Annotated in this window: 22 protein-coding genes and 1 pseudogene; 7 read left to right on the top strand and 16 right to left on the bottom strand. The window is 40.2% G+C overall.

From position 1 onward, the window contains the following. Nucleotides 1-96: 96 nt before the first annotated feature. Together L0B17_RS03775 and L0B17_RS03770 are read left to right on the top strand one after the other, a co-directional pair. Nucleotides 97-690: a phosphoheptose isomerase gene (locus L0B17_RS03775; RefSeq protein WP_226412843.1), complete on the top strand. Its 594-nt coding sequence runs from the start codon at nt 97-99 to the stop codon at nt 688-690. After that, the gene (locus tag L0B17_RS03770; protein WP_235087689.1) at nt 687-1,268 is read left to right on the top strand and encodes a BON domain-containing protein; all 582 of its coding nucleotides are present in this window, start codon (nt 687-689) and stop codon (nt 1,266-1,268) included. Before L0B17_RS03775 ends, L0B17_RS03770 begins: the two co-directional genes overlap by 4 nt. 63 nt (nt 1,269-1,331) lie before the next feature. On the opposite strand, the gene L0B17_RS03765 is transcribed toward L0B17_RS03770, so the two are convergent. Further along, entirely contained in the window at nt 1,332-2,234 is a 903-nt protein-coding gene (locus L0B17_RS03765; protein WP_235087687.1) for a DMT family transporter, read from the bottom strand. 281 nt (nt 2,235-2,515) lie between these two features. Between L0B17_RS03765 and L0B17_RS03760 the strand changes: the two genes are divergently transcribed. Beyond that, the gene (locus L0B17_RS03760; protein ID WP_235087685.1) at nt 2,516-3,415 is read left to right on the top strand and encodes a LysR substrate-binding domain-containing protein; all 900 of its coding nucleotides are present in this window, start codon (nt 2,516-2,518) and stop codon (nt 3,413-3,415) included. A gap of 42 nt (nt 3,416-3,457) precedes the next feature. Here the strand turns inward: L0B17_RS03760 and trpS are convergent, their stop codons facing one another. From trpS to rpe, 3 genes are read right to left on the bottom strand one after another with little or no spacing between them, the layout of a single operon-like run. Further along, complete coding sequence (gene trpS / locus L0B17_RS03755) at nt 3,458-4,456, bottom strand: tryptophan--tRNA ligase (RefSeq protein WP_235087684.1); 999 nt, start codon at nt 4,454-4,456, stop codon at nt 3,458-3,460. Nucleotides 4,457-4,488: 32 nt separating this feature from the next. Then, a complete protein-coding gene (locus L0B17_RS03750) occupies nt 4,489-5,169 on the bottom strand; it encodes a phosphoglycolate phosphatase (RefSeq protein ID WP_235087682.1) in 681 nt (226 codons plus the stop codon). Between the two features lie 36 nt (nt 5,170-5,205). Continuing rightward, on the bottom strand, nt 5,206-5,874 hold the full coding sequence (gene rpe / locus L0B17_RS03745; RefSeq protein WP_235087681.1) for a ribulose-phosphate 3-epimerase: 669 nt from the start codon (nt 5,872-5,874) through the stop codon (nt 5,206-5,208). A gap of 382 nt (nt 5,875-6,256) precedes the next feature. On the opposite strand from rpe, the gene L0B17_RS03740 reads away from it, so the two are divergent. Then, on the top strand, nt 6,257-6,622 hold the full coding sequence (locus L0B17_RS03740) for a hypothetical protein (RefSeq protein WP_235087679.1): 366 nt from the start codon (nt 6,257-6,259) through the stop codon (nt 6,620-6,622). A gap of 2 nt (nt 6,623-6,624) precedes the next feature. Beyond that, nucleotides 6,625-6,804 carry a DUF2970 domain-containing protein gene (locus tag L0B17_RS03735; RefSeq protein WP_235087677.1) on the top strand — a complete coding sequence of 60 codons (180 nt, stop codon included), beginning with the start codon at nt 6,625-6,627 and terminating at the stop codon, nt 6,802-6,804. Between the two features lie 10 nt (nt 6,805-6,814). On the opposite strand, the gene L0B17_RS03730 is transcribed toward L0B17_RS03735, so the two are convergent. From L0B17_RS03730 to L0B17_RS03690, 9 genes and pseudogenes are all read right to left on the bottom strand, one after another. Continuing rightward, the gene (locus L0B17_RS03730) at nt 6,815-7,657 is read right to left on the bottom strand and encodes a Dam family site-specific DNA-(adenine-N6)-methyltransferase (RefSeq protein ID WP_235087675.1); all 843 of its coding nucleotides are present in this window, start codon (nt 7,655-7,657) and stop codon (nt 6,815-6,817) included. Nucleotides 7,658-7,718: 61 nt separating this feature from the next. Beyond that, entirely contained in the window at nt 7,719-9,110 is a 1,392-nt protein-coding gene (locus L0B17_RS03725; protein WP_235087674.1) for an AAA family ATPase, read from the bottom strand. A 19-nt stretch (nt 9,111-9,129) separates the two neighbouring features. Continuing rightward, nucleotides 9,130-10,209: a 3-dehydroquinate synthase gene (gene aroB, locus L0B17_RS03720; protein ID WP_235089530.1), complete on the bottom strand. Its 1,080-nt coding sequence runs from the start codon at nt 10,207-10,209 to the stop codon at nt 9,130-9,132. A gap of 5 nt (nt 10,210-10,214) precedes the next feature. Beyond that, nucleotides 10,215-10,730, bottom strand: a complete 516-nt coding sequence (gene aroK / locus L0B17_RS03715; RefSeq protein WP_188842299.1) for a shikimate kinase AroK — start codon at nt 10,728-10,730, stop codon at nt 10,215-10,217. Between the two features lie 224 nt (nt 10,731-10,954). Beyond that, nucleotides 10,955-13,003 carry a type IV pilus secretin PilQ gene (locus L0B17_RS03710; protein WP_235087672.1) on the bottom strand — a complete coding sequence of 683 codons (2,049 nt, stop codon included), beginning with the start codon at nt 13,001-13,003 and terminating at the stop codon, nt 10,955-10,957. A 22-nt stretch (nt 13,004-13,025) separates the two neighbouring features. Beyond that, entirely contained in the window at nt 13,026-13,544 is a 519-nt protein-coding gene (locus L0B17_RS03705; RefSeq protein ID WP_235087670.1) for a pilus assembly protein PilP, read from the bottom strand. After that, nucleotides 13,545-14,162, bottom strand: coding sequence for a type 4a pilus biogenesis protein PilO (locus L0B17_RS03700; protein ID WP_235087669.1), 618 nt, complete (start codon nt 14,160-14,162; stop codon nt 13,545-13,547). It abuts the gene before it with no gap. Further along, nucleotides 14,159-14,741: pseudogene (locus L0B17_RS03695) on the bottom strand (PilN domain-containing protein). The gene L0B17_RS03700 and the pseudogene L0B17_RS03695 overlap by 4 nt, the downstream one beginning before the upstream one ends. Continuing rightward, on the bottom strand, nt 14,729-15,808 hold the full coding sequence (locus L0B17_RS03690; protein ID WP_235087667.1) for a pilus assembly protein PilM: 1,080 nt from the start codon (nt 15,806-15,808) through the stop codon (nt 14,729-14,731). Before L0B17_RS03690 ends, L0B17_RS03695 begins: the two are co-directional and overlap by 13 nt. 186 nt (nt 15,809-15,994) lie before the next feature. On the opposite strand from L0B17_RS03690, the gene L0B17_RS03685 reads away from it, so the two are divergent. Then, the gene (locus L0B17_RS03685; RefSeq protein WP_235087665.1) at nt 15,995-18,544 is read left to right on the top strand and encodes a penicillin-binding protein 1A; all 2,550 of its coding nucleotides are present in this window, start codon (nt 15,995-15,997) and stop codon (nt 18,542-18,544) included. An 83-nt stretch (nt 18,545-18,627) separates the two neighbouring features. Here the strand turns inward: L0B17_RS03685 and yjjG are convergent, their stop codons facing one another. From yjjG to L0B17_RS03670, 3 genes are read right to left on the bottom strand one after another with little or no spacing between them, the layout of a single operon-like run. Further along, nucleotides 18,628-19,311, bottom strand: coding sequence for a pyrimidine 5'-nucleotidase (gene yjjG / locus L0B17_RS03680; RefSeq protein ID WP_235089528.1), 684 nt, complete (start codon nt 19,309-19,311; stop codon nt 18,628-18,630). 44 nt (nt 19,312-19,355) lie between these two features. After that, a complete protein-coding gene (locus L0B17_RS03675) occupies nt 19,356-20,423 on the bottom strand; it encodes a phosphotransferase enzyme family protein (protein ID WP_235087663.1) in 1,068 nt (355 codons plus the stop codon). A gap of 48 nt (nt 20,424-20,471) precedes the next feature. Continuing rightward, nucleotides 20,472-21,788 (bottom strand): DUF805 domain-containing protein, encoded by a 1,317-nt coding sequence (locus L0B17_RS03670; RefSeq protein WP_235087662.1) that lies wholly within the window; start codon nt 21,786-21,788, stop codon nt 20,472-20,474. Between the two features lie 186 nt (nt 21,789-21,974). Between L0B17_RS03670 and gmk the strand changes: the two genes are divergently transcribed. Beyond that, nucleotides 21,975-22,598: a guanylate kinase gene (gmk, locus tag L0B17_RS03665; protein WP_235087661.1), complete on the top strand. Its 624-nt coding sequence runs from the start codon at nt 21,975-21,977 to the stop codon at nt 22,596-22,598. Nucleotides 22,599-22,605 lie beyond the last annotated feature (7 nt).

Raw genomic sequence — 22,605 nt, 5'->3', positions numbered from 1 at the left:
AGCATTGATTTATGGCATTATATCGACACAAACTTGGCGACAATACACCCTGGTAGTTAACCGCCAGTAAAAATTCTATATCGTAAGGATTGTTGCATGTTAGAACGTATTAAAGACAGTTTCACAGAATCGATTCAAACCAAAATTGATGCGGCAGAAGCCTTACCTGAGTCAATTGAAAAAGCTGCTGAAATGATGGTGCAATGTTTACTCGGCGGTAATAAAATTCTTTCATGTGGTAATGGCGGCAGTGCCGGTGATGCACAGCATTTTTCTGCTGAGCTGCTTAACCGCTATGAAATTGAGCGTCCACCGTTACCGGCTATCGCGTTAAGCTGTGACACATCTACTATCACAGCAATTGCGAATGACTATAGCTATGATGAAATTTTCTCTAAACAAATTTTAGCCTTAGGCCAACCCGGTGATATTTTACTAGCCATTTCAACCAGTGGTAACTCAGGTAATATTATCAAAGCTATGGAAGCTGCTTTAAGCCGCGATATGACCATTGTTGCCATGACAGGTAAAGATGGCGGTGCTATGGCAGGCTTAATGAGCGCTGGTGATGTGGAAATTCGTGTGCCGTCAAATGTGACCGCACGTATTCAAGAAGTGCATTTGTTAGTCATTCACTGTTTATGTGACAATATTGACCGCACTTTATTCCCTCAGGATGAACAGGCATGATAAGGCTTGTTGTCATCATCTCGGTTATAGCCTTATTGCAAGGATGCGCTGGGGCAGTGATGGTTGGTGCCGTAGGTGGCGCCAAGATGGCTAATGATGAGCGAAGTATGTCTACCCAAATCAGCGATACCAATGCTGACTTTGAAATAACAAGCGCGCTTTCCAAACATGAAGACTTAAGTAACCAAACCAACATTACTGGTGTGGTGATGAATAGTAACGTGCTGATGTATGGGCAAGCGCCTAACTCTATGTTGCGCGACAAAGCGATTAAGGCAGTACAAGAGTTAAATATTGGCGGTAAAATTCATAATCAAATACGTATTGGTAATCCCACTTCTTTTACCACCCGTAGTAATGACACCTGGGTAACCACTAAAGTAAAAGGTCGGATGCTGAATGAAAAAGCATTGGATGTGACACGTATTAAAGTGATTACTGAAAATGGCGAGGTATTTTTGCTCGGTTTGATTGAGCGCAAACAAGCTGACTTGGCCGTTGAAGTGGCACGAAATACCGCCGGAGTACGTAAAGTGGTTAAAGTGTTCGAATATATCGAGCCCAAAGAAGAAGATTAATCACCGCGTAAAAAGCAAGTAATTGCATTAAAGCCTCTATTTTAGAGGCTTTAATATTTTCTATTATCCACTAATCAAAGGATGTGTTTTTTTAATTAGAGCCTGTTTATCACTCTGCTGTTTTCGCCACAGATACGCGATATAGGGCAGCACTAACGAAGGCAGAATAATCAATCCCGCACCGAGCCAGCTTAATCCATCAAGCCATTCATCAAACCAAAGCCAACCAAAAAAAACGCAAAAAAGTAGCCCTGTATATTCGGCAATCGCAATGTCGCTAGCCTGTGTTTTTCGATAAGCAAAAAAGCAAAACCATTGGTATATCAGTAGAAAAACATTACTTAATAAAGCCACTAAAATGATGTCGATAGACACTGTCAACTCACCAAAAAACACCACCATCAAACACACTAACGGTAAACTGAATAAATTATATAACATCAGCGTTAATGCAGGTGTTTCAGCCGATGGCAATTTTTTTAGTGTCAGTTGACTAATCGCAAACGTCAGCGCACTAACCAGCACGATCACAGCAAACCAATTTACTTGTGTTGGCCGCAGGAGAATGATGATACCGATAAACCCTAGAAATACAGCAACCCACTGCAGCGAAGTAACCTTTTCTTTAAACAGTAGCGCTCCCAACACCATAATCATGATAGGCCCAGAGAAAAACAAGGCGCCTGCCGTGGCTAAAGGCAAAGACATCAAACCGATAATAAAACACAATCCGCCAATGGCACCAATATTGGCACGAAAAAGGTGCATTTTATAATGGGTTGTCTGTGGGCGACCGCTATATATCCATAGCGGTAATATCATTAACACTGATAATAATTGCCTGATCAATAAAAAACTGGCTGCATCTGCATTCGATGGTAACCATTTAACCGACACATCATAAAGGGCACTAAAAACATTGCCGATAATCAATAACCCTATACCCAACAAAGCTGATGGCTGCATATCTTGCTCACTACAATTTAATATGGCGCCATCATAGCGATCACCTTATATGAATAATAATGATGTTTTTTTTCAATGTATGAGTTAAATTAATACCTGATGTTGAATATCTTAAAATACACTATTAAGCCGCCCTTGGTGGTGTGCAATTTGGTCTTCACTATTAGTACAGCTAATACAGCCAGCTAATACAGCCAGCTAATGTTTATTCATCATTACCTTTAGCAACATAGCAACAGTTAATTCACCCTTACCACCGACCAACAAGGCACTATTCAGTAATGCGAAAACTTCCTCCACTACGAAGCTTACATGTTTTCGAAGCCGCTGCGAGACACCTCAATTTCACACTTGCTGCAACAGAATTGTGCGTCACTCAAAGCGCGGTATCACATCAGGTAAAGCAGCTTGAAAACTACTTTGGGGAAACACTGTTTAATCGTTCGGGAAAGCAATTCCAGTTAACTGAAAAAGGCCGGATCCTATTTGATGAACTAGAGCAAATATTCAATCAATTAAACGATTTAAGCTTACGGATCATCGGTGAGCAAAATCAACATTTACAACTGGCCGTGTTCAGTTCTTTTGCGATTAAATGGCTTATTCCTCGCTTAGGTGATTTTAAACGCCAATATCCTCAATACAATATTCGCCTGAATATGATTACAGATGAACCCATGCTAAGCGACGCTGTGGCGGACATGTTTATCTGCGGTCGACATGAGCAAGCGGGATTTTGGCAAACGACGCTTCATAATGAACGTTTAATCCCTGTTTGTAGCCCAGAGTTACTCCAACAACAGGATCTATTCGATGCCGATTGGTTTAAAAAGCAATCGTTACTGGCGGTCGATGAACCTGGCTTGGGTCTTGATTGGGATTTTTGGGGACTACACAATCAATGGCACTTTAACCATACCCAGCAAAGACATGTTTTTAGTCACGTATTACTGGCGATAGAAGCGGCTAATGCAGGACAAGGCATTGCCTTGGCATCTGACTTTATGGTGGACTCTGATATAAAAGCGGGTCGTTTGGTGGCACTTGATTTACCGCCAGTATTTACTGATTTTACGTTTAATTTTTTGTGTAAACACCGAAAGAAGAAGCTACCCGGTGTTGCCGCATTCATTGAATGGCTACAGCAACAAACCAAAGAGGATAAAAAAACCAGTATCTAAGCCTAGTGATACTGGTTTTTTAAAAATAACAACACTCGAAAGTTAAACGATCATACCAATCTTTTTATACACTAAATCAATTGTTTCTTGGGCACGGGCTTTGGCTTTTTCAGCGCCTTGCTTCATCACTTTTTCAAGATGGGCTTCATCAGCACGATACTGCTTAAAACGCTCTTGCAATGGCTCAAGCATAGCCACAACTGCCTCGCCTGTTGCGACTTTCAAATGACCGTACATTTTACCTTCAAATTCAGCTTCTAAGGTCGAAATTGACTTACCTGTTACACCTGACATCAGGCTCAATAGGTTTGACACTCCCGGCTTATTATCAGCATCAAAACGCACTACTGGTGGCTCGTCGCTGTCGGTCATGGCTTTTTTAACTTTTTTAAGAATTATCTTCGGATCTTCAAGCAGACCAATCACATTATTGCGGTTATCGTCAGACTTAGACATTTTCTTCAGCGGCTCTTGTAATGACATCACCTTAGCGCCGTGCTCTGGAATATATGCCTGAGGCACGGTAAAAGTGTCACCATAGGCATTATTAAATCGAGTGGCAATATCGCGTGTCAGTTCAAGATGCTGCATCTGATCTTGCCCTACAGGTACTGACTGAGCTTGATACAGTAATATATCTGCAGCCATCAATACAGGGTAACCAAATAAGCCAACATTGATATTGTTAGCATGCTTTTGTGATTTATCTTTAAACTGGGTCATGCGATTTAACTCACCCATTTGGGTATAACAGTTTAACGCCCAACTTAACTGAGTGTGTTGTGGCACATGTGACTGCACAAACACGGTGCTTTTATCAGGGTCAACACCACAGGCTAAATAAAGCGCTAATGTATCTAAGCAAGCTTCACGTAATTTAGCTGGGTCTTGACGAACAGTAATTGCATGCAAATCAACGACACAATAAATACAGTCATGTGTGTCTTGCATTGCCACCCACTGGCGTAGCGCGCCCATATAATTACCTATGGTGAGTTCGCCCGATGGCTGTGCTCCGCTGAAAACTATGGGTTTAGTCATGGGTTTTGTTGCTCCAATTACTGTATTTAAAATTATTGAGTGAGTAAAAAACGGCTGATCTGGCCAAAATCGTCACACACTTCATTCGGTTCACTTAAACTAATATGTTCACCATAGTTATAACCATAGGTTAATCCTATGACCGCAACATTGGCCGATTTAGCCGCTAAGATATCATTCTTAGAGTCGCCTATCATTAATAACTGCTGCGGCTGAATTTGCCATTGCTGCAACAGGTGATTAAGGGGTAAAGGGTCAGGCTTCATTCTTGCTAATGAGTCGCCGCCTAAGACGTAGTCAAAAAAGTCACTTAAACCAAACGCTTCCAATAACGGAATAGTGAAACGATAAGGTTTATTGGTCACCACAGCTAAACGATAACCCGCCTGCTTTAAAGTGGTTAGCGTCGATAAAACATTAGGATATAAACGACTATATTTTTCAAGATATTCGCCATAATGGCGCATAAACTTAGGCATAGTGTCTGTTAATAGCGTTTCATCAACCTCTTTAGCCAGTGCAAAGCTGAGTGCTCGGTGTATAAGCATTCTAGCGCCATTACCTACCCAGCCCCTTACTTGCTCTTCACTTGCTTGCGGCAAAGCCAATTCAAGTAATGTTGCATTGGTTGCAGCTGCCAAATCAGGCACACTGTCAACTAAAGTGCCATCTAAATCAAAGGCTATGGCACGTATTCGATCAAAATTTGTCATGGCTTGGCTACTATCTAATGAACTTGACGTTATTGCCTATACTTTTGCTAGCTCGCTGCGCATCTCATCGATCACGGTTTTATAGTCAGGTTGATTGAAAATAGCTGAACCGGCAACAAACATATCTGCACCTGCGGCTGCGATTGCGGCAATATTATCAACCTTTACCCCGCCATCTACTTGTAAACGAATATCAAAACCACTGGCATCAATACGTTGACGTACTTGACGTAATTTATCTAATGTTGACGGAATAAACGACTGACCACCAAAACCAGGGTTAACCGACATCAGCAAAATGACATCTAATTTATCCATAACATGGTCTAGGTAATGTAATGGCGTGCCTGGATTAAACACTAAACCCGCTTTACATCCTGACTCTTTAATCAACTGTAAAGTGCGATCAACATGCTCAGAGGCTTCTGGGTGAAAGGTAATAATTGATGCCCCTGCTTTAGCAAAGTCAGGCACAATTCTATCAACGGGTTTAACCATCAAATGAACATCAATATCTGCAGTGATCCCATATTGTCGTAAGGCTGTGCAAACCATAGGACCAATGGTTAAATTAGGAACATAATGATTATCCATTACATCAAAATGCACCACATCTGCACCCGCATCGAGTACAGCTTTTACATCGTCACCCAAACGGGCAAAGTCAGCAGATAAGATTGATGGAGCAATTAAATAAGGTTGCATCTTGGTCTCGCAGCAAAATGAATGAAGCAATAGTTTACCCTTTGAGGCGAAAAGCCTCTAGTTAAACGACAAAAAAATGCCTTACCTAGGTAACAAGTTTGATATTAAAAATAAATATGCTGTATATGTTCATAAACTATACGGATTTGGTATAATGACCAAGATGTTGGCTATGTTACAAGTACTGCTTCTGATATCGATGCACTCGTATGACTAGTTAGCTATAAATACAACAAAGCTAAATATGACTTTAACAACCTAACACATTGTTAATTAAGTTATTAAATTACTTTTTAGTAAAAATATTATTTTTATATTAAGTTTGATGAAAACGAAAAATGTCAGTACTGTTCTGGCATTATTTAATGGCAAGGATCCTGTTATGGAATTACGTCCACATCGTTTATTTTCGTACCTTAGCGCAAAACCAATGATTTCCATCTTTGCTATGGTAACGACGTCAACTTTAGTTGTGCTAATTAGCTTTGCATTTTCATCGTCAGCCAAACAAAGTTCCGATCAGGCCTGCGCCTGTAAGGCCAATGTTAATTATAATTCAAGCCTGCCTTCTAGCCACCCAGTTAACCGCTGCGCAGTTAAAGAGCATGATGTCAGTTGGAAAAACTGGATCTCTGGTAATAGCCGTTCAAGTCAGTTTCATTTTATCGATTTAATTGAATTATTATATGGTCATAAAGATAAGCCGCTTACGGATATACCTGCATCAAATAATCCTGAGCAGATTTAACCGTGTCTTTTTGGCGGGTATTTAGCAGCACGATTGCGGCATTTTTTGGAGTGCAAACCAATAGCAATCGTCAACGAGATTTTAAAACAACTTCGCCTGTGCCTTTTATTCTAATGGGTATTGCTTTGGCTATAGTGATGGTTTTAACGTTAATCTTTATTGTACAACAAGTTCTGAGCTAATCCCTCAAGCCTAACACGCATCATCATCAAAATAGTGGTGGTCATATAGCGCCATAATTTCATCTACTTTAGTTCGCGAACTGCCCTTCTGGCTAATATTTCGTTGCACAGATATTGTTGCTAGTTTTGCGCCCCGATAAAGCTCTCTGGTCAATGGAATGTCGTGATTACTAATCAGCACGGGAATATTGCGTTTATGCGCTGTATGGCGTGAGTGCCTAGCCAGCAAAGCTTGATCATCTAAGCTAAAGCCTGGACCTGCGTAGGTCGTAAAACTGGCAGTAGTCGATAACGGTGCATATGGAGGGTCACAGTAAATAACATCACCATCTCCTGCTAGCGCAAATGCATCTTCATAGCCGATACACTTAAAAGTGGCATTTTTAGCTTTGGCGGAAAAATACCGAATTTCAGCTTCAGGAAAATAAGGCTTCTTATATGAACCAAAGGGCACATTAAAGCCCCCCTTGCGGTTATAACGGCATAAACCATTAAACCCAAATCGATTTAAATATAAGAAATACACTGAGCGGGTGAAGGAGTCGCGACTTAAATTAAACTCAGTACGTATACGATAATAAGCTTCTTTATTATTCATTTCAGCAACAAATAATGCTTTAGCCGCTTTAATATACTCTTCTGGCTGTTGCTTTACTATTTCATAAAGGTTTATTAAGTCTGGATTGATATCGCACAATAAGTAATCGTCAAAATGGGTATTTAAAAACACTGAGCCAGCACCAACAAAAGGTTCAACTAATCGCTGACCTTCAGGGAGATGCTTCGACAACTCCTCGACGAGTTTGAACTTTCCCCCCGCCCATTTAAGAAAGGCTCGATGCTTTTTTGTCATAAAGTGAGTTACTTGCGGCTAAAATTAAAGCTGAAGATTGTACTCTGTTTACACTTATTTATCATCGACTTTCCAGTTCAATTCTATATTCGCTTAAATCAGCCCACTTTCTCATCCAAGGCGCACTTATACCATGCTCAGTTTGTAAGCGCTGAGCCTGATTTTGAGCCTGTTGCGGGGAAAGATATAGACCGAATAACAACACATATCGCTGTTTATGTTTAGCGATATACACAGCCTCTTTATTACCGATTTTAGTTACTATCGATTCTAATGACTTCTTATCTATTACACTGGCTAACTGAAGCGTATAACCCTTGTTAGGCAGCTTATTATTGTCACTTTCCTTTGTCGATATTGGCTTACTCGCAGCTTTACCGCCCCTTGATGTCTCTAAACTAACGGGTTTAGGTTTTAACCTAGGCCTTATGGCATCAGCATTAGACTTGGTTTGATTAAGCGCTACAGAGTCTACTTCCTGAATGTAACTCACCTTTTCATCCGTAGTGGGCTTATTATCTAATATCATAAGGGGCTGATAGGCTTGATTCTTTTTTATTGCTGACATGATAGGTGATATCAATATCTTGCCATAAGATACGATGAACACTTCAGCACTATCTCTTTGTTGCTGTTGAAGTGCTGTCAATTGTTTTTGCGGCTGGGTTGATTCTATTCGATTAAACCTTGGCTCATTTTTAAACAAATAACCCATTACCACCAATACAGTTAACAGTATTAACAGCCAGGCTAATTTGATTTTTATTCCCCGACCTGAGTTATTTTTTTTAGGCTCTGTTAATGCTAATTGCAGTAACTCTACAACCTCAAATGGTGTGCCTGATTGATTCTCCAGCTGACGATGAATAATATCCCTGGCGATAAAAGACGTGCTACCGGATCTCATTAATAAGCTTTGATATAAGCCATCTCGTTCTGCTATCGGCAATGGCTCAATCGTTATAGGCAATAATAACTCACGCATGTCATTAGATAACTCAGCCATTAATTTTGATAGATAAGATGAGTCCATGGCCATCGTCACTGACACATTTGAGCCAGCACATTGAATTTTTGATAGCAGAATACATTCTGCCCATAAGGTTTTTGGCAATAAATGGGCATCATCAATAATGATATGCAGTGGCTTAGTCAGCGTTGACTGGATACGCATAATTGTATCCATAAGAGGTATTTCATCGTCAAAAATAGGCGAAGAAATTAATTGAACTAAAATTTTACGTCGGATTTCTGCTGAAGCAGCATGCTGAGGGCAAAGTACAAGCGCTGAATTATAATCATCAAGTTCACTAGCTAATGCGGCACTTAAGGTCGATTTACCCGATCCCTTTTGACCACATAATAGCAGTAGCTGGCCACTATAACTGGCGGTATGCTGAAGTCGCTCAACTAGCTCTTCTTGGGTTGGAAGTAATAATAATGCTGAAGTCAAAAAATCCACCACACGTCAATTATGCGCGGCTGATCACCCGCTCAAGTAAGTCTTCACTAACATCACTGAAAACATCTGCTTGACCTAAAGCGGTTGGTAAAATTAATCGAATCTTACCAGCTAACACTTTCTTGTCACGCCGCATATGCTTAATAAAACTATCAAAATCCATCGACTTAGGAGCATTAACCGGCAGATCAAATGCGACAAATAAATCCCTTATACGACAAACTATTGACTTATCTATTAAATCGAGTTCTTGCGCAGTTAATGCAGCAAGAATTGTGCCTGCTGCTACAGCATCACCATGCAGCCAGGTACCATAGCCCATTTCAGCTTCTATAGCATGGCCAAAAGTATGCCCAAGATTAAGTAACGCTCTAACACCGCGCTCTGTTTCATCTTGTGTGACAACATCCGCTTTAATCTGGCAGCATTTAGATATGGTATATTCAAGCGCTTGTGTATCTAGTGCTTTTAAAGCGTCGACATTTTGCTCTAACCAAGCAAAAAACTCCCCATCCCAAATAATACCGTATTTAATAACTTCAGCCATACCGGCAGCAAATTCATTAGCAGGAAGAGTTTTCAAGCATTCGGTGTCAATAATAACGCTTTTAGGTTGATAAAATGCGCCTATCATATTCTTGCCGAGGGGATGGTTTACAGCCGTTTTTCCACCAACAGAAGAGTCCACTTGAGACAATAATGTCGTTGGTACTTGAACAAAATCGATTCCACGTTGATAACAGGCAGCAGCAAAACCGGTCATATCTCCAATCACACCACCACCCAAAGCAACGAGAACTGAATCACGGGCAAAGTTATTCTCAAGCAAAGCTGAAAAAATAATATCCAGATGATCAAGATTTTTGAATTGCTCGCCATCAGGCAGAATAATTTTTTCAACTGACGCACAAGACACCATTGCCTGTTCCAATGTAGATAAATACAGAGGGGCAATAGTGTCATTGCTAACGATGAGTATATTCTTGTTTGCAAGGTAACGGCTAAAAAGCGCGCTATCATGCATCAAACTCTGGCCTATATAAATAGGATAACTTCTATCACCTAAGTCGACCTGAATTTGTTGCATTATTTTACCTAAAAACCGAGTTGCTCAATTATTTGATTTGCGACAATTTTCGCACTTTGTTCATCTGTCTTTACGATGACATCTGCAATCTCTTCGTACAAAGGATTACGTGATTCTGCTAAGTTCTCAAGAACTTCGCGTGGGTCATCAACTTGCAGTAATGGACGACGTTTATCACGTTGCGTACGAGCAACTTGCTTATCGATAGTCGTCTCTAAATACACCACAATTCCGCGAGCAGAAAGATAATTGCGAATATCTTTACTCTGAACTGAACCACCGCCAGTTGCTAACACAATACCTTGCCTCTCTGAAAGATCGGCAATAACTTGTGCTTCACGACGACGGAAACCTTCTTCACCTTCAACATCGAACACCCAAGCGATATCAGCGCCTGTACGTTGTTCAATCTCGTGGTCAGAATCGTGGAATTCTAAATGCAGCATTTGAGCCAAATGACGGCCAATTGTGCTTTTACCTGCGCCCATAGGGCCTACTAGAAAAATATTACGTTTTTCAGCCATTTCGTATACGTCTGAATCTTATATAAAAGAATGCCTGATCGACTAAAGATACAGCCGACCGCTTAAAATATTACCTTGCTCTACTGAGACTTGACGGAGGATTATCTCAGCTTAAGGCTACTGCTGGCAAGTGATGGTGGCAATTATATTAAATAAAAGTCACTAATCTAGCTAAAAGCAAAGGCCAGCTTAGAGTTAGCTGGCCTTTATCATTTTATTGTATGTTATAACTTTTCAGAAATAATCTTTGGTGTCACAAAAATCAATAGCTCTTGGCGTTCGTTTTTATCCGAAGTATTCCTGAATAAAAATCCAACTAAAGGTATATCGCCTAAAACCGGCACCTTACTAACACGGCTAATTAGGTTCTGTTGATAAATCCCCCCTAATACAATCGTTTCACCGTTATCAACAAGCACTTGAGTACCAATGCGTTGTGTATCGATAGATACTGCTTCACCAGTGGGAGTCTGAACCGTTTTACCCTGTGAATCTTGGGTAATTTCTAGATCCAAAATGACACGGTTATCTGGGGTAATTTGCGGGGTAACACGTAACGACAATACAGCCTTCTTAAAGGTGACTGATGTGGCGCCACTTGATGCTGATTCCACATATGGAATTTCAACACCTTGCTCAATATAAGCCGCTTTTTGGTTTGAGGTTGTGATACGTGGGCTAGCAATAATTTCGCCTTTGTTCTCTTGCTCTAAAGCACTTAATTCTAAATCAAGCACGGTACCGTCGGCTAACTTTGCCACATGGAATGCAATACTGGTTGGATTAGAAATCGCTGCAGGCAAGTTGACATTCAAACGGTCATCTAAACTAGGCACTATTCCACCAGCAATACTTCCTGCACCTTCAAGTGAACCTGATGAGCCTTTCGTTCCCTGCTGATCTGTGATGCCCCAACGAATACCTAAGTCTTCAGAAACATCATCTTTAACTGTCACCATACGGGCTTCAATTAGCACTTGTTTGATTGGAATATCTAGCACTTCAATTAAACGATGAATACTTTCTAAAATCTCAGCAGTGTCTTTCACCAATAAAGTGTTAGTACGCTCATCAACCGCAACACTACCTCTAGTAGATAACAAGCTGGAATCAGTACCTTTTAATAGCTCTGCAATATCAACCGCTTTAGCATAATTAATCTGCAAGTATTCCGAATATAATGGCGCTAATTCTTTTACTTCCTGCTTATTTTTAAGGTCATTACTTTCGCGGATAGCCAATTCTTCACTCGGCGCAACCATTAAAATATTACCTTCAATTCGCTTATCTAGTCCTTTGGTTTGCAAAATTAGATCTAATGCTTGATCCCAAGGTACATCATCTAAACGTAATGTAATATTTCCTTCAACGGTATCGCTGGTCACTAAGTTGAAATTATTATAATCGGCAATAATCTGTAACACAGTTCTAACTGAAATATTTTGGAAATTTAATGATAAAGAGCGGCCATTATATTTTTTAGCCTCTTTGGCAACCGATACTCTTTCTATTTTATCGATACTGACAGTAAACACATTACCATCTTGCTTATAATTGTATTCATAGTTGCCACCAACATCGACTAATACTCGTGCAGTTAAATCTTCTTTGAATGTTTCAAAACTACTGACTGGAGTCGCGAAATCCTGGACATCCATTACATACAATAAGTCATCACCAATATTAGTGTTATATAGTTTAATTTCGAGTTTTGCGCCGACCTGCTCAACATTGGCAGCCACAGAGCGATTACTAAGATTAAATAATAACTCTCCACCACCTTTTGCATTTCGTCTAAAATCAATGCTATTTATCGCATTAACAAATGGGTTATCTGCGCTAGAAGGCCCTGATACCGCATCGTTAATCGTTAAACGATAAGTATTACCCTCTATTTTACCCTGATAAGGCTTAACACTTTTAAGCGCGACAATAACTGAAAGATCACTCGCTTGTTGCTGTGCTGTCAGATATTTAACACCTACGCTATCTATAGGTAATTTGTCTTTAGCTAAACTAGAGATAGTGTCATCAAAGTTTAAAATAATTTCGGCCGGATTGGCTGAAAGATCCACTGTAGGGGAAGTAATTTCAGACTCAAATACCAGCTCTAATTCTAATTGATGATCGACAACTGAATGATACTTCACATCCAGCAGGCGATTAGCCGCAAACGCACTCGGCAAAGCACAAATTAACAGCACAGACCCTAAAAGGGTTTTTATTATTGATGAATTCGTCATTGATTTTCTCATCGCGGCAGAAGATTTCATTATTCGCTCATCCTTCGCATGGTTACTTGCCTGATAATTCTAAGTTGCTAGGGCGTTCAGCCCAACAACCTGAACCATCAGGAATTAATTCTATAATTTCGATATATTGGGGCGATACATTTGAAATGCGACCATGATAAAGCCCTAAATACTCGCCCACTCCCATCCGATAAACATTAGCATCAGCTGACTCGATTAATGCCCAAATACTATCGTCTTCACTTAACGTACCACGCATTCTTAAATTATCTAGCGCGTAGGTTTCCAATCGTCCCTTACGTCTTTTCAAGTCGGGTTGTAAACAGTCTTTTGACGTATCAATGACTTCTTCGGTTAACTCTCTTGAAGGCGGAACAAAAGGGCTGCGCATTAATTCTGCTTGATATGAAAAATGCTCAAACTTTGGTGTTTCTGTTAGTGGCGGAATACGTGCGACATGCTGTGCTTTAGTTGTTGTTACAAATAACTCTAAATCACTGCGGTCACCAATACAGCCAGTTAATAACAAGCTAACACCAATAAAAACGGGTAAGAGTTTCATTTAATTCTTCCCCTTTGCATTTTCTTTAGGTAACTCTGCACCTTCTTTAAAGCGGTAGGTTTTAGCTAAAATAGCCATAGATAAACCACCGCCTTCTTTATAGCTAATAGTAAAATCATGCAAACTCACAATACGAGGAAGTTTTGCAACCCCACTAACCATATTGCCGATTTCATGGTAATCACCCTCAACATTTAATCGAATGGGAAACTCGATATAAAAATCACGCTCAATTTCATTATCCCAATCTAAACTGTTTATTCTTAAACCTGCATCCGTGGCGGCAAAAGTTATATCATCGAGTAATCCTGGCATTTCATTTTCAGAAGGCAGCATTTTTAATAACTCTGCAAATTGCATTTCCATAATCACAAGTTGCTCACGGTATAACTTTAGATTAGCAGCTAATCGATATTTAGTTTCAAAATCAGCTTTTAATTCGATTTCTTTTTTCTGTTCAGACTCCATTACCGTAATAGTATCTGCAATAAATAGATAATAGCTGGCACCAATAACACATATAGATAAGAACGCTGCAAAAACGATCTTGACTAACTTAGGCCAGCCACCAATATTTTCAAAATCAATATCATTAAATTGGTCTAAATCAAGATTCATTTTTTCGCTCCTTGCTGCATATCAAGGACTTGATTACCAAATTCATTAGTAATAGATACTTTTAACTTAAACCGCTGCAACTGGCGTAATTCTTCATTTTGAGAAATAATTGACTGCATGCTTGGATCCGTTAAATAGTCAGAAGTTGTGACTTTCCTCATCATATTCGCTACGTTATTATTTGATTCGCTGCGACCTTCAATCCAAAGGGTGCTGCCTTTCTTCTCAATACTCGATAAATAAATTCCTGGAGGAACGATTCTCACTAACTCGTCTAATACATGAGTCGGTAAGTTACGAGATTGCTGAAGCGCTAAAATAATTTCAGTTCGACGTTCGATGTCTTTTTTACGTTTAGTTATTTCGCTAATTTCCGCAATTTGGGTATCCAAAAAGGAAATTTCAGACATTAAATAACGATTCCGCTGACGTTGATCGTCTGTCACTAATTCTATATAGCTAATAAACAAATAAACTAATAATGATGTCACTAAAAAGACTAGCGCGAGGATACCGATAAAGTCGCGCTTTTGTTTTTCCCGCCTCTTCGCGCCACGGAAGTAGATTTATGTTCGCCATTGAGCGTAACTCCTCAGCGCCAAGCCACTTGCTACCATGAACTTATTAATTGATGGTTGTAATTGGGATTTAATTGCTTCATCGGCATACAAACAACCTTGAAAAGGATCTGCAACAATAGTGTGAACACCAAGTTCATTGGTTAATACGGTTGCCATACCTTCTAATTTGCCTGTCCCACCACATAACACAACGTAATCCACTTTCTCGCGACCACTGGCAGTGCAGTATATTTGTAAAGTACGTTTGATTTGTTGCAGCAGTTGAGTTTGGAATGGGGATAACACTTCAAACATATAATTTCTAGGTAAATTGCCGCTCACTTTAGCTAATTCAGCCTCTGCATATGACATGCCATAGAAGGATAAAATAGATTGAGTAAATAGCTCACCACCAAATGCTTGTTCACGTATAAATGTCGTTTCACCACGCTCGACAACGGCAAACGTAGTAATATTAGCACCGACGTCAACCATGGCTATGGTCTTATCTTTAGCACCTTCGGGAAGTTGTGCATAAATCAGCTCAGCTGATCGCCCTAGCGCATATCCTTCAACATCCACTACTTTGACATCTAATTCGACCGCATCTAAAGCATCAACACGTGAGTCAATATTTTCTGTACGACAAGCACTCAGTAAAACATCCACCTTTGTCGGGTCGGTACTGTTTTGACTCAGTGTTTCGAAATCGATACTAACTTCATCAAGTGAATAGGGGATCAAGTTATCTGCTTCAATTTCAATTTGTGCTTCCATTTCTTCTTCATTCAATGAAGCATCCATGTAAATCACTTTGGTCATAACCGCTGACCCTGAAACGGCAACAGACGCAAACTTCACCCCTTTAGGCAAAGATCGTTTCACTTGTCTTAACGATTCTAATACCGCCTCAGAATCGCGAATGTCGTGATCGGCTACTGCACCCTTTTTAATTGGCACAGTCGCATAATTTTGAATTTTATATCCATCAGCAGTCTTACTAAGCAATATGGCTTTTACTTCATGGGAGCCTATATCGACACCCACCATTTGCGGAGCTTGACGCCTCCATAATTTAGAAAGCATATTCCGTCATCACAATTCTTTTATTGTTTTAAAATATAGTAGCACAAAATCATCTCGTTACACTTATTTGTATAAAATGTTTCTATATTGTACAAACACAATTTTTTTGTTTATACGTTTTTACTTCACCAAAATGGTTGCGGCTTATATACTAGGGCACTATTTAAGATTTTTTGGAATACATGCGTGAAGTGGTTTAAACGATTATTAATTGCTTTTTTTAGTCTCTCTTTACTTGGTGTAGGTGCTATTGCTGCAGCATATTTTTATGTTTTACCTGACCTACCTGATGTTAACTCACTAAAAACAGTTCAATTACAAACACCACTGCGTATATATAGTAGTGACGGAAAACTCATTTCTCAATTTGGTGAGAAGCGTCGAGTTCCAGTTGAGTTTGAAGATGTACCACAACAACTTATCAATGCTGTACTTGATACCGAAGATGCGAGGTTTTTCGAACATAAAGGTATTGACCCAATCGGCATTATTCGTGCTGCAACCATTTTAATTACTACAGGCAAGAAAAGCCAAGGCGCGAGTACTATTACTCAACAAGTTGCTCGAGGCTTTTTCTTATCAAACGAAAAAACATATATTCGTAAAATAAAAGAAATATTTCTCGCGTTAAAAATTGAGAAAACCCTTACTAAACACGAAATTTTAACGCTTTATTTAAATCGCTCATTTTTAGGTAACCGTGCATACGGTGTTGGAGCGGCGGCGCAAGTTTATTATGGTAAGAACTTAAATGAATTGTTATTACCAGAAATGGCAATGATTGCAGGCTTACCGCAAGCTCCCTCTGCGGCAAACCCCATTCGTAATCCTGCTAGAGCGACAGCACGCCGCAATTGGGTATTAAGCAGAATGTTGGAGAAAAACAACATTACTGAAGCAGAATATCAAGAAGCGATTAATACTCCTGTTACCGCACGATACCATGGTGCTGAAATAGATTTATATGCACCATATATTTCTGAAATGGCCCGTGATTACATGATCCAAAAATACGGTGAAGAAGCAGCTTATACCAATGGTTATAATGTCTACACCACTATTTCATCCGATTTACAGTTAATGGCTCAAGATGCGTTACGAGATAACGTATTCGCATACGATCAACGTCACGGGTATCGCGGTCCAATTTCACAACTCTGGACAGAAACGCCACTCGAACGGGCAGAGATTATTGAACAGTTAGCCAAAACACCTCCTATGCAAGGTATTTTACCCGCAGCGGTTATGGCTGTTACTGATCAGCAAGCAAAGATGCTGCTTGCCGATGGTTCAGAAATAACCATTGAATGGTCTGGGTTAAAGTGGGCGCGTAAATTTATCACTGATAAACGTCAAGGTTTACCCCCTAAACTTGCTGCCGATATTTTATCGCAGGGCCAGCAAGTCTATGTACGCAATAACGGCAGCTTCTGGCAATTATCGCAAATCCCTGAGGTTTCAAGTGCAACGGTTAGTTTAGACCCATTTGATGGCGCTATCCGCTCACTTGTAGGTGGATTCAGTTTTAGCCAAAGCCAGTTTAACCAGGTAACTCAAGCTAAGCGTCAATTAGGTTCTAATATTAAGCCATTTATTTATGCTGCGGCTTTGGAGAAAGATTGGACCCTGGCCACCTTAATTAACAATGCGCCTATTAATAAACCTGATACTCGTCAAGGAACAGCCTGGCGCCCCAAAAACTCGCCGGATATCTATGGTGGTCCAACTCGATTACGGGTAGGTTTAGCTCAATCGATTAACGTTATGTCGGTGCGCGCACTGCGTCATGTGGGCTTGCAAAATGCCACGGATGAACTGGTAAAATTTGGCTTTGATGCTAAAGATTTACCACGCAATGAGTCCTTAGCTCTGGGCTCCCCTTCAGTGACACCTTTGCAAGTGGCAACAGCATTTAACGTGTTTGCCAATGGTGGTTATTTGGTTGAACCTTACTTTATCGACCACGTAACAGATTCATACGATAATGTAATTGAACAAGCCTCTCCTACTCTGGCTTGTTCCTCAGAGTTGAATGACCAGCCCATTAACGAGCCATTAAACGATGAAACTAGCAGCGATCCTTTTGCGGCAATGAATCAAGAGCTATCAGCTGCTAACTCGGATACTGAATTAGTCTGTAATCGTCAAAATGGCCGCTATGCTAAGCAAGTCATTTCAGCGCAAACGGCCTTTTTGATCACAGAATCACTTAAAAGTGTTATTTGGGGTGGTGGAGATTGGAGTAAGGGCACTGGCTGGAACGGTACTGCATGGCGTGCATCTAAGTTACTTAAGCGCCATGATATTGCTGGTAAAACAGGAACAACTAACGAATCACGTGATACCTGGTTTAGTGGTTTCAACCCAACTTTAACCTCAACATTTTGGGTTGGGTTTGATGATCATGGCCGTCAACTGGGACGAGCTAGCTGGATGGCAAGCGGTGCACCTGATCAAATATCAGGTGGAGAAGCTGGCGCGAAAACGGCTGGTCCGGGTTGGAATGACTTTATGAATAAAGCACTAAAAGGCACTGCAGAAGTATCGGCTGAGCCACCAAAAGGAATTGTCTCTGTTCGTATTGATTTAGAAACTGGCAAACTGACTCGAAAAACAGATCACACCACAGCATTTGAGTATTTTGTTGCTGGCACTGAACCTAAAGAGTATGCAGTAGAGACCCAGAGTTCTGGTGAGATATTTATTGATAGCGCTACGGAAGATTTATTTCAATAGCAGCTTATAGGTGATGATATAGCCGTATTAAGTGAATGCTTAATACGGTTTTTTATGTTCGTTTGAATATGAAAATCGATTAATTATGGTAATAGTCGTTGATGTAACTCGGTTAATGAGCTGACTTGATAATGAGGTTGAATATTACTGTCAGCCATTAAACCTGCGGGATTTAGCCAACAAGTGTCGATACCTGCATTAATACCACCCAAAATATCTGACTGCAATGTGTCACCAACCATTAACACTTTATGCTTTTCAGGCTGCCCCATGCATTCAAATGCATGATCAAATATCGCTTTATCTGGCTTAGCTTTACCCACTTGTTCAGAAATAATTACCTGAGAAAATGCTGTATCCATTCCGGTTTTTTGGAGGCGAATTTGTTGAAGTTGGGTAAATCCATTAGTAATAATACCTAAATTAACTTTGCCCACTAAAGCTTCAACCAGCGCCCTAGCACCGGGTAGAGGTTCACAAATATCCGCCATTGCCATCAAAAAACCATGATTTAGCAGCTCAGGTTGTACGGTTAACTTCTGCCCCCACTCAACAAATCTTTGTGTCTGTAACTCTTTGGCATCTATCACCCCATTTTGGTATTCAACCCAAAGAGGTTTATTTACCGTTTGATAATGAGCAAAATCAGCATGATTAAATTCAACATTATATTTTGCAAATAATAACTTCAGTCCCGCAAAAGCATCAAAGTGAAACAAGGTTTCATCTGCATCAAATAAAATCCACTGATATTTTGAAATATGCATCACTTAAATTCACCCATTAATTAACCTTTATAGTCGACTCAATATTATTCGAAAAGTGGTTTTAATCTCGCCTCTTGCGCTAACAAACTTTTAAAAATAGTTAACTGGTTAGTCGCACGATCTAAATTATGATTGGGCCTGTGAATACAGAAATAAACATCGCCATTAATATGGTCTGCTAAAAAGCGACTCCCCAACATCAATGCCATAACTTTTATACCTAACCATAAGCTTCGCTTTTCTATCGGAGTAATCACCCCAGCTAGTGCTTTGATGTAACTTTCGCTGGCAGCGGCAATAATCTCTGGTCGTGCTATAACCCTATCTAATGCGGTAGAATCCTCTTCCTCTGGCGAGCAAAAGGCCCGCACCATATCGCCAAAGTCATACATCAAATAGCCTTTCATACAAGTATCTAAATCAATAATGGCCATCCTTGACATATCACGCTGGTCAAACAGCATATTGTTAATTTTGGTATCATTATGACAAACACGTAAAGGTAATAGCGATTCAACCTGCTCCAGCTCATCAAATAACTCATGTTGACTAAAAACCAAATCAACCCAGTATTGACATGCTGATAAGCGCTGGCATTTATCATCACTTACCGCTTGTTTTAGCTGTTGTAATCTGAAAGGAAAATTCAAAAAATCTTTAATAACATCATTAATACAATCGGGGTTTAGTGAGCTCAATGCCGCGGCAAAATGACCAAAGGCGCTGGCCGCCATTTTTGCTTGTTCAGTATTGGTGACCACTTCAATAGTATGGCTATTGGGTAAATAAGTAATTGCCCGCCAATAACCACCTTCACCAAGATTAATAGCATATTGTTTATCTTGGGTGATAACAGGCTTAACAACTTGTAATTGATAATGCCCTTGTTCAGCTTGCTGTAGAAGATGTTCACTAACATGGACTGCATTGGTGATCAGTATGTCTGGCTGGGTAAATACATCGACATTTATTCTTTGTAAGACAAATTCACCTTCAGGCCAGCGTACTAGATATGTCTGATTAATATGTCCATTTCCAAGCGTTGAGATGGTGAATTTATCTAAATCAATGCCAAAATGAGGCAACACTTGCTGCCTAATAAAATCACTCACTCACATGCTCCATAGTCTTTTTAAGTTAAATCGTATCAATATATTCAGTTAATTTGTTGGTAGATAATCAGCAAACTCTTGATGCTGCATCAAAGTGGCTTGACTGCCCTTCAAACTAAAGTCATAGCCACAAAGTTTAAAACTACCACGCATTGCAATATGATTAATAATAGATTTGTTATCTAAAGGTGAAAAACGCGCCTCTGTTGCCTCATCGCTCATTAAATCAACACTCATAGGTCGATATTCACTGCCATCGTTAAAAACCAGCTCACTACAGGTTTTATCGCCTTGAGCAGTATCTAGCCGCCACAGATTTTTTTCCGCACCGTTATCACCCAACCAGCGCACTATAAATATGCTGTCTTGCATGACTATCCAGAAACCATCGGGCAACTTAGCGCTAACTCTGCCAACTTGCCCCGACTCAGTAACCTTAACCTCTGCAATTTCTTTCTGATCTGTTTCATCGTCACCAGTTAGGCTGACTAACAACCAGACGATTAAACCAGAAACCAGTAATACACCCAACACCTTAGCCCCCAGAATCACTGGAATACGATGTTCCTTTAAGCGGTTTAACCAAGATTTGATCAGTTCAGTCACTGAACCGGTATCAAGTGCATCACGATCAACATCAAAACGATGAGAAGCCTGCCAAGATTGCTTAAAAGCAGACATTGGCTCTGGGGTATGTTCCTTATTGCTAGCAGAAAAATGCATTGGCGCAACTAAAGGATCGTCGGTAGCATCAATTTCGATATGTTCGCTACTTATCGGCTCTGTTCCATTAACTTCTGCATTATCAAATGAGACTTGATGTATACCAAAATCTGATACCTCATTTTGCTCCCGCTCATCATCAACAACATGATGAACTTCAGCAGCCACCGGTTTAACATCTGCACGAGTGGCCTGGCCAAAAACTTGTGGTTCACGGCGTCTTCTAACACCGCCTAATTCTGACTTAGCCTGAGCTTTAGGGCCATAATAGCCTTCAATATAATAAGGCACCTTTTGACTGTTAGCGGGAAAGAAACTAATAAAAACACTACAGGCAATACCTAATAGGCCGACTCCTGCAATAGCAGCAAAAGGCCAAAATAAATAACAACTCAATATAAATAATAAATGAGGTAATACAGCAAGTAACACCCAAAAAGCTGGCCTTCCTGCATCATGTAAACGTCTTAGCGCTGACAAGCTAATCACAGTAGTTGTTAACAGTGCAGCAAATAAAATAATCATGCTTTGCGGAAAAACTAAGCCGACTAAAAACAAAAAACTAAAACTGGCTAAAATGATGGCCAAAAAGCGGAAGGCATTGTCGCGGCCCTGATAACACCAAAGCGTGTTTAACTGCATGAAAAATCCTTGAATCGTAAGCAAGGCAACCCGTTTGGGTCGCTGGGCGTATTTTAGTATGAATCAGTGAAAAAAGAGAGCATTGAATTTCAATCTCAATCAGCAGGGATTTTATGGCTTTGTAGGCAGTTTTGGTTGAGTTATAATATTAAACTTTCTTAACCGTATTGTGAGAACAGCAAAACTATGAGTACTCGTGGAAATCTTTTTATTGTGTCAGCCCCTAGCGGCGCTGGGAAATCGTCTCTTATCTCCGCACTGTTAAAAGATAAACCCAGCGATATGCAAGTATCTGTATCTCATACCACTCGCCAACCACGCCCTGGTGAAGTTAACGGCCAGCATTATCATTTTGTCACGGTTGAACAATTTAAAGCGTTAATCGCTGAAAACGCCTTTTTTGAATGGGCTGAAGTATTTGGTAATTACTACGGTACGTCCCGTACTGTTATCGAACAAACCTTAGTCAAAGGTGTAGATGTTTTTTTAGATATAGACTGGCAAGGTGGCGAGCAAGTTAAAAATCTTATGCCTGAAGCGATTGGGGTATTTATTTTACCGCCGTCAAAAGCCGAGCTAGCGCGCCGTTTAACCGGCCGAGGCCAAGATAGCCAGGAGGTTATTGATAGTCGTATGGCGCAAGCTGTCGCAGAAATGTCGCACTTTACTCAGTATGACTTTGTCATCATCAATGATAATTTCGACACTGCGTTAGACAATTTAAAAGCCATAATTAGTAGTCAAAGATTAACCTGTGCTAGTCAGAGACACACTCACAATGATATGCTTGTCGATCTATTGGCAAACTAATTGTCTT

The sequence above is a fragment of the Shewanella sp. OMA3-2 genome, assembly GCF_021513195.1.
Lineage (GTDB): Bacteria > Pseudomonadota > Gammaproteobacteria > Enterobacterales > Shewanellaceae > Shewanella.
The sequence above is the reverse complement of the archived record's forward strand: the minus strand, read 5'-3'. Positions and strand labels throughout refer to the sequence as shown.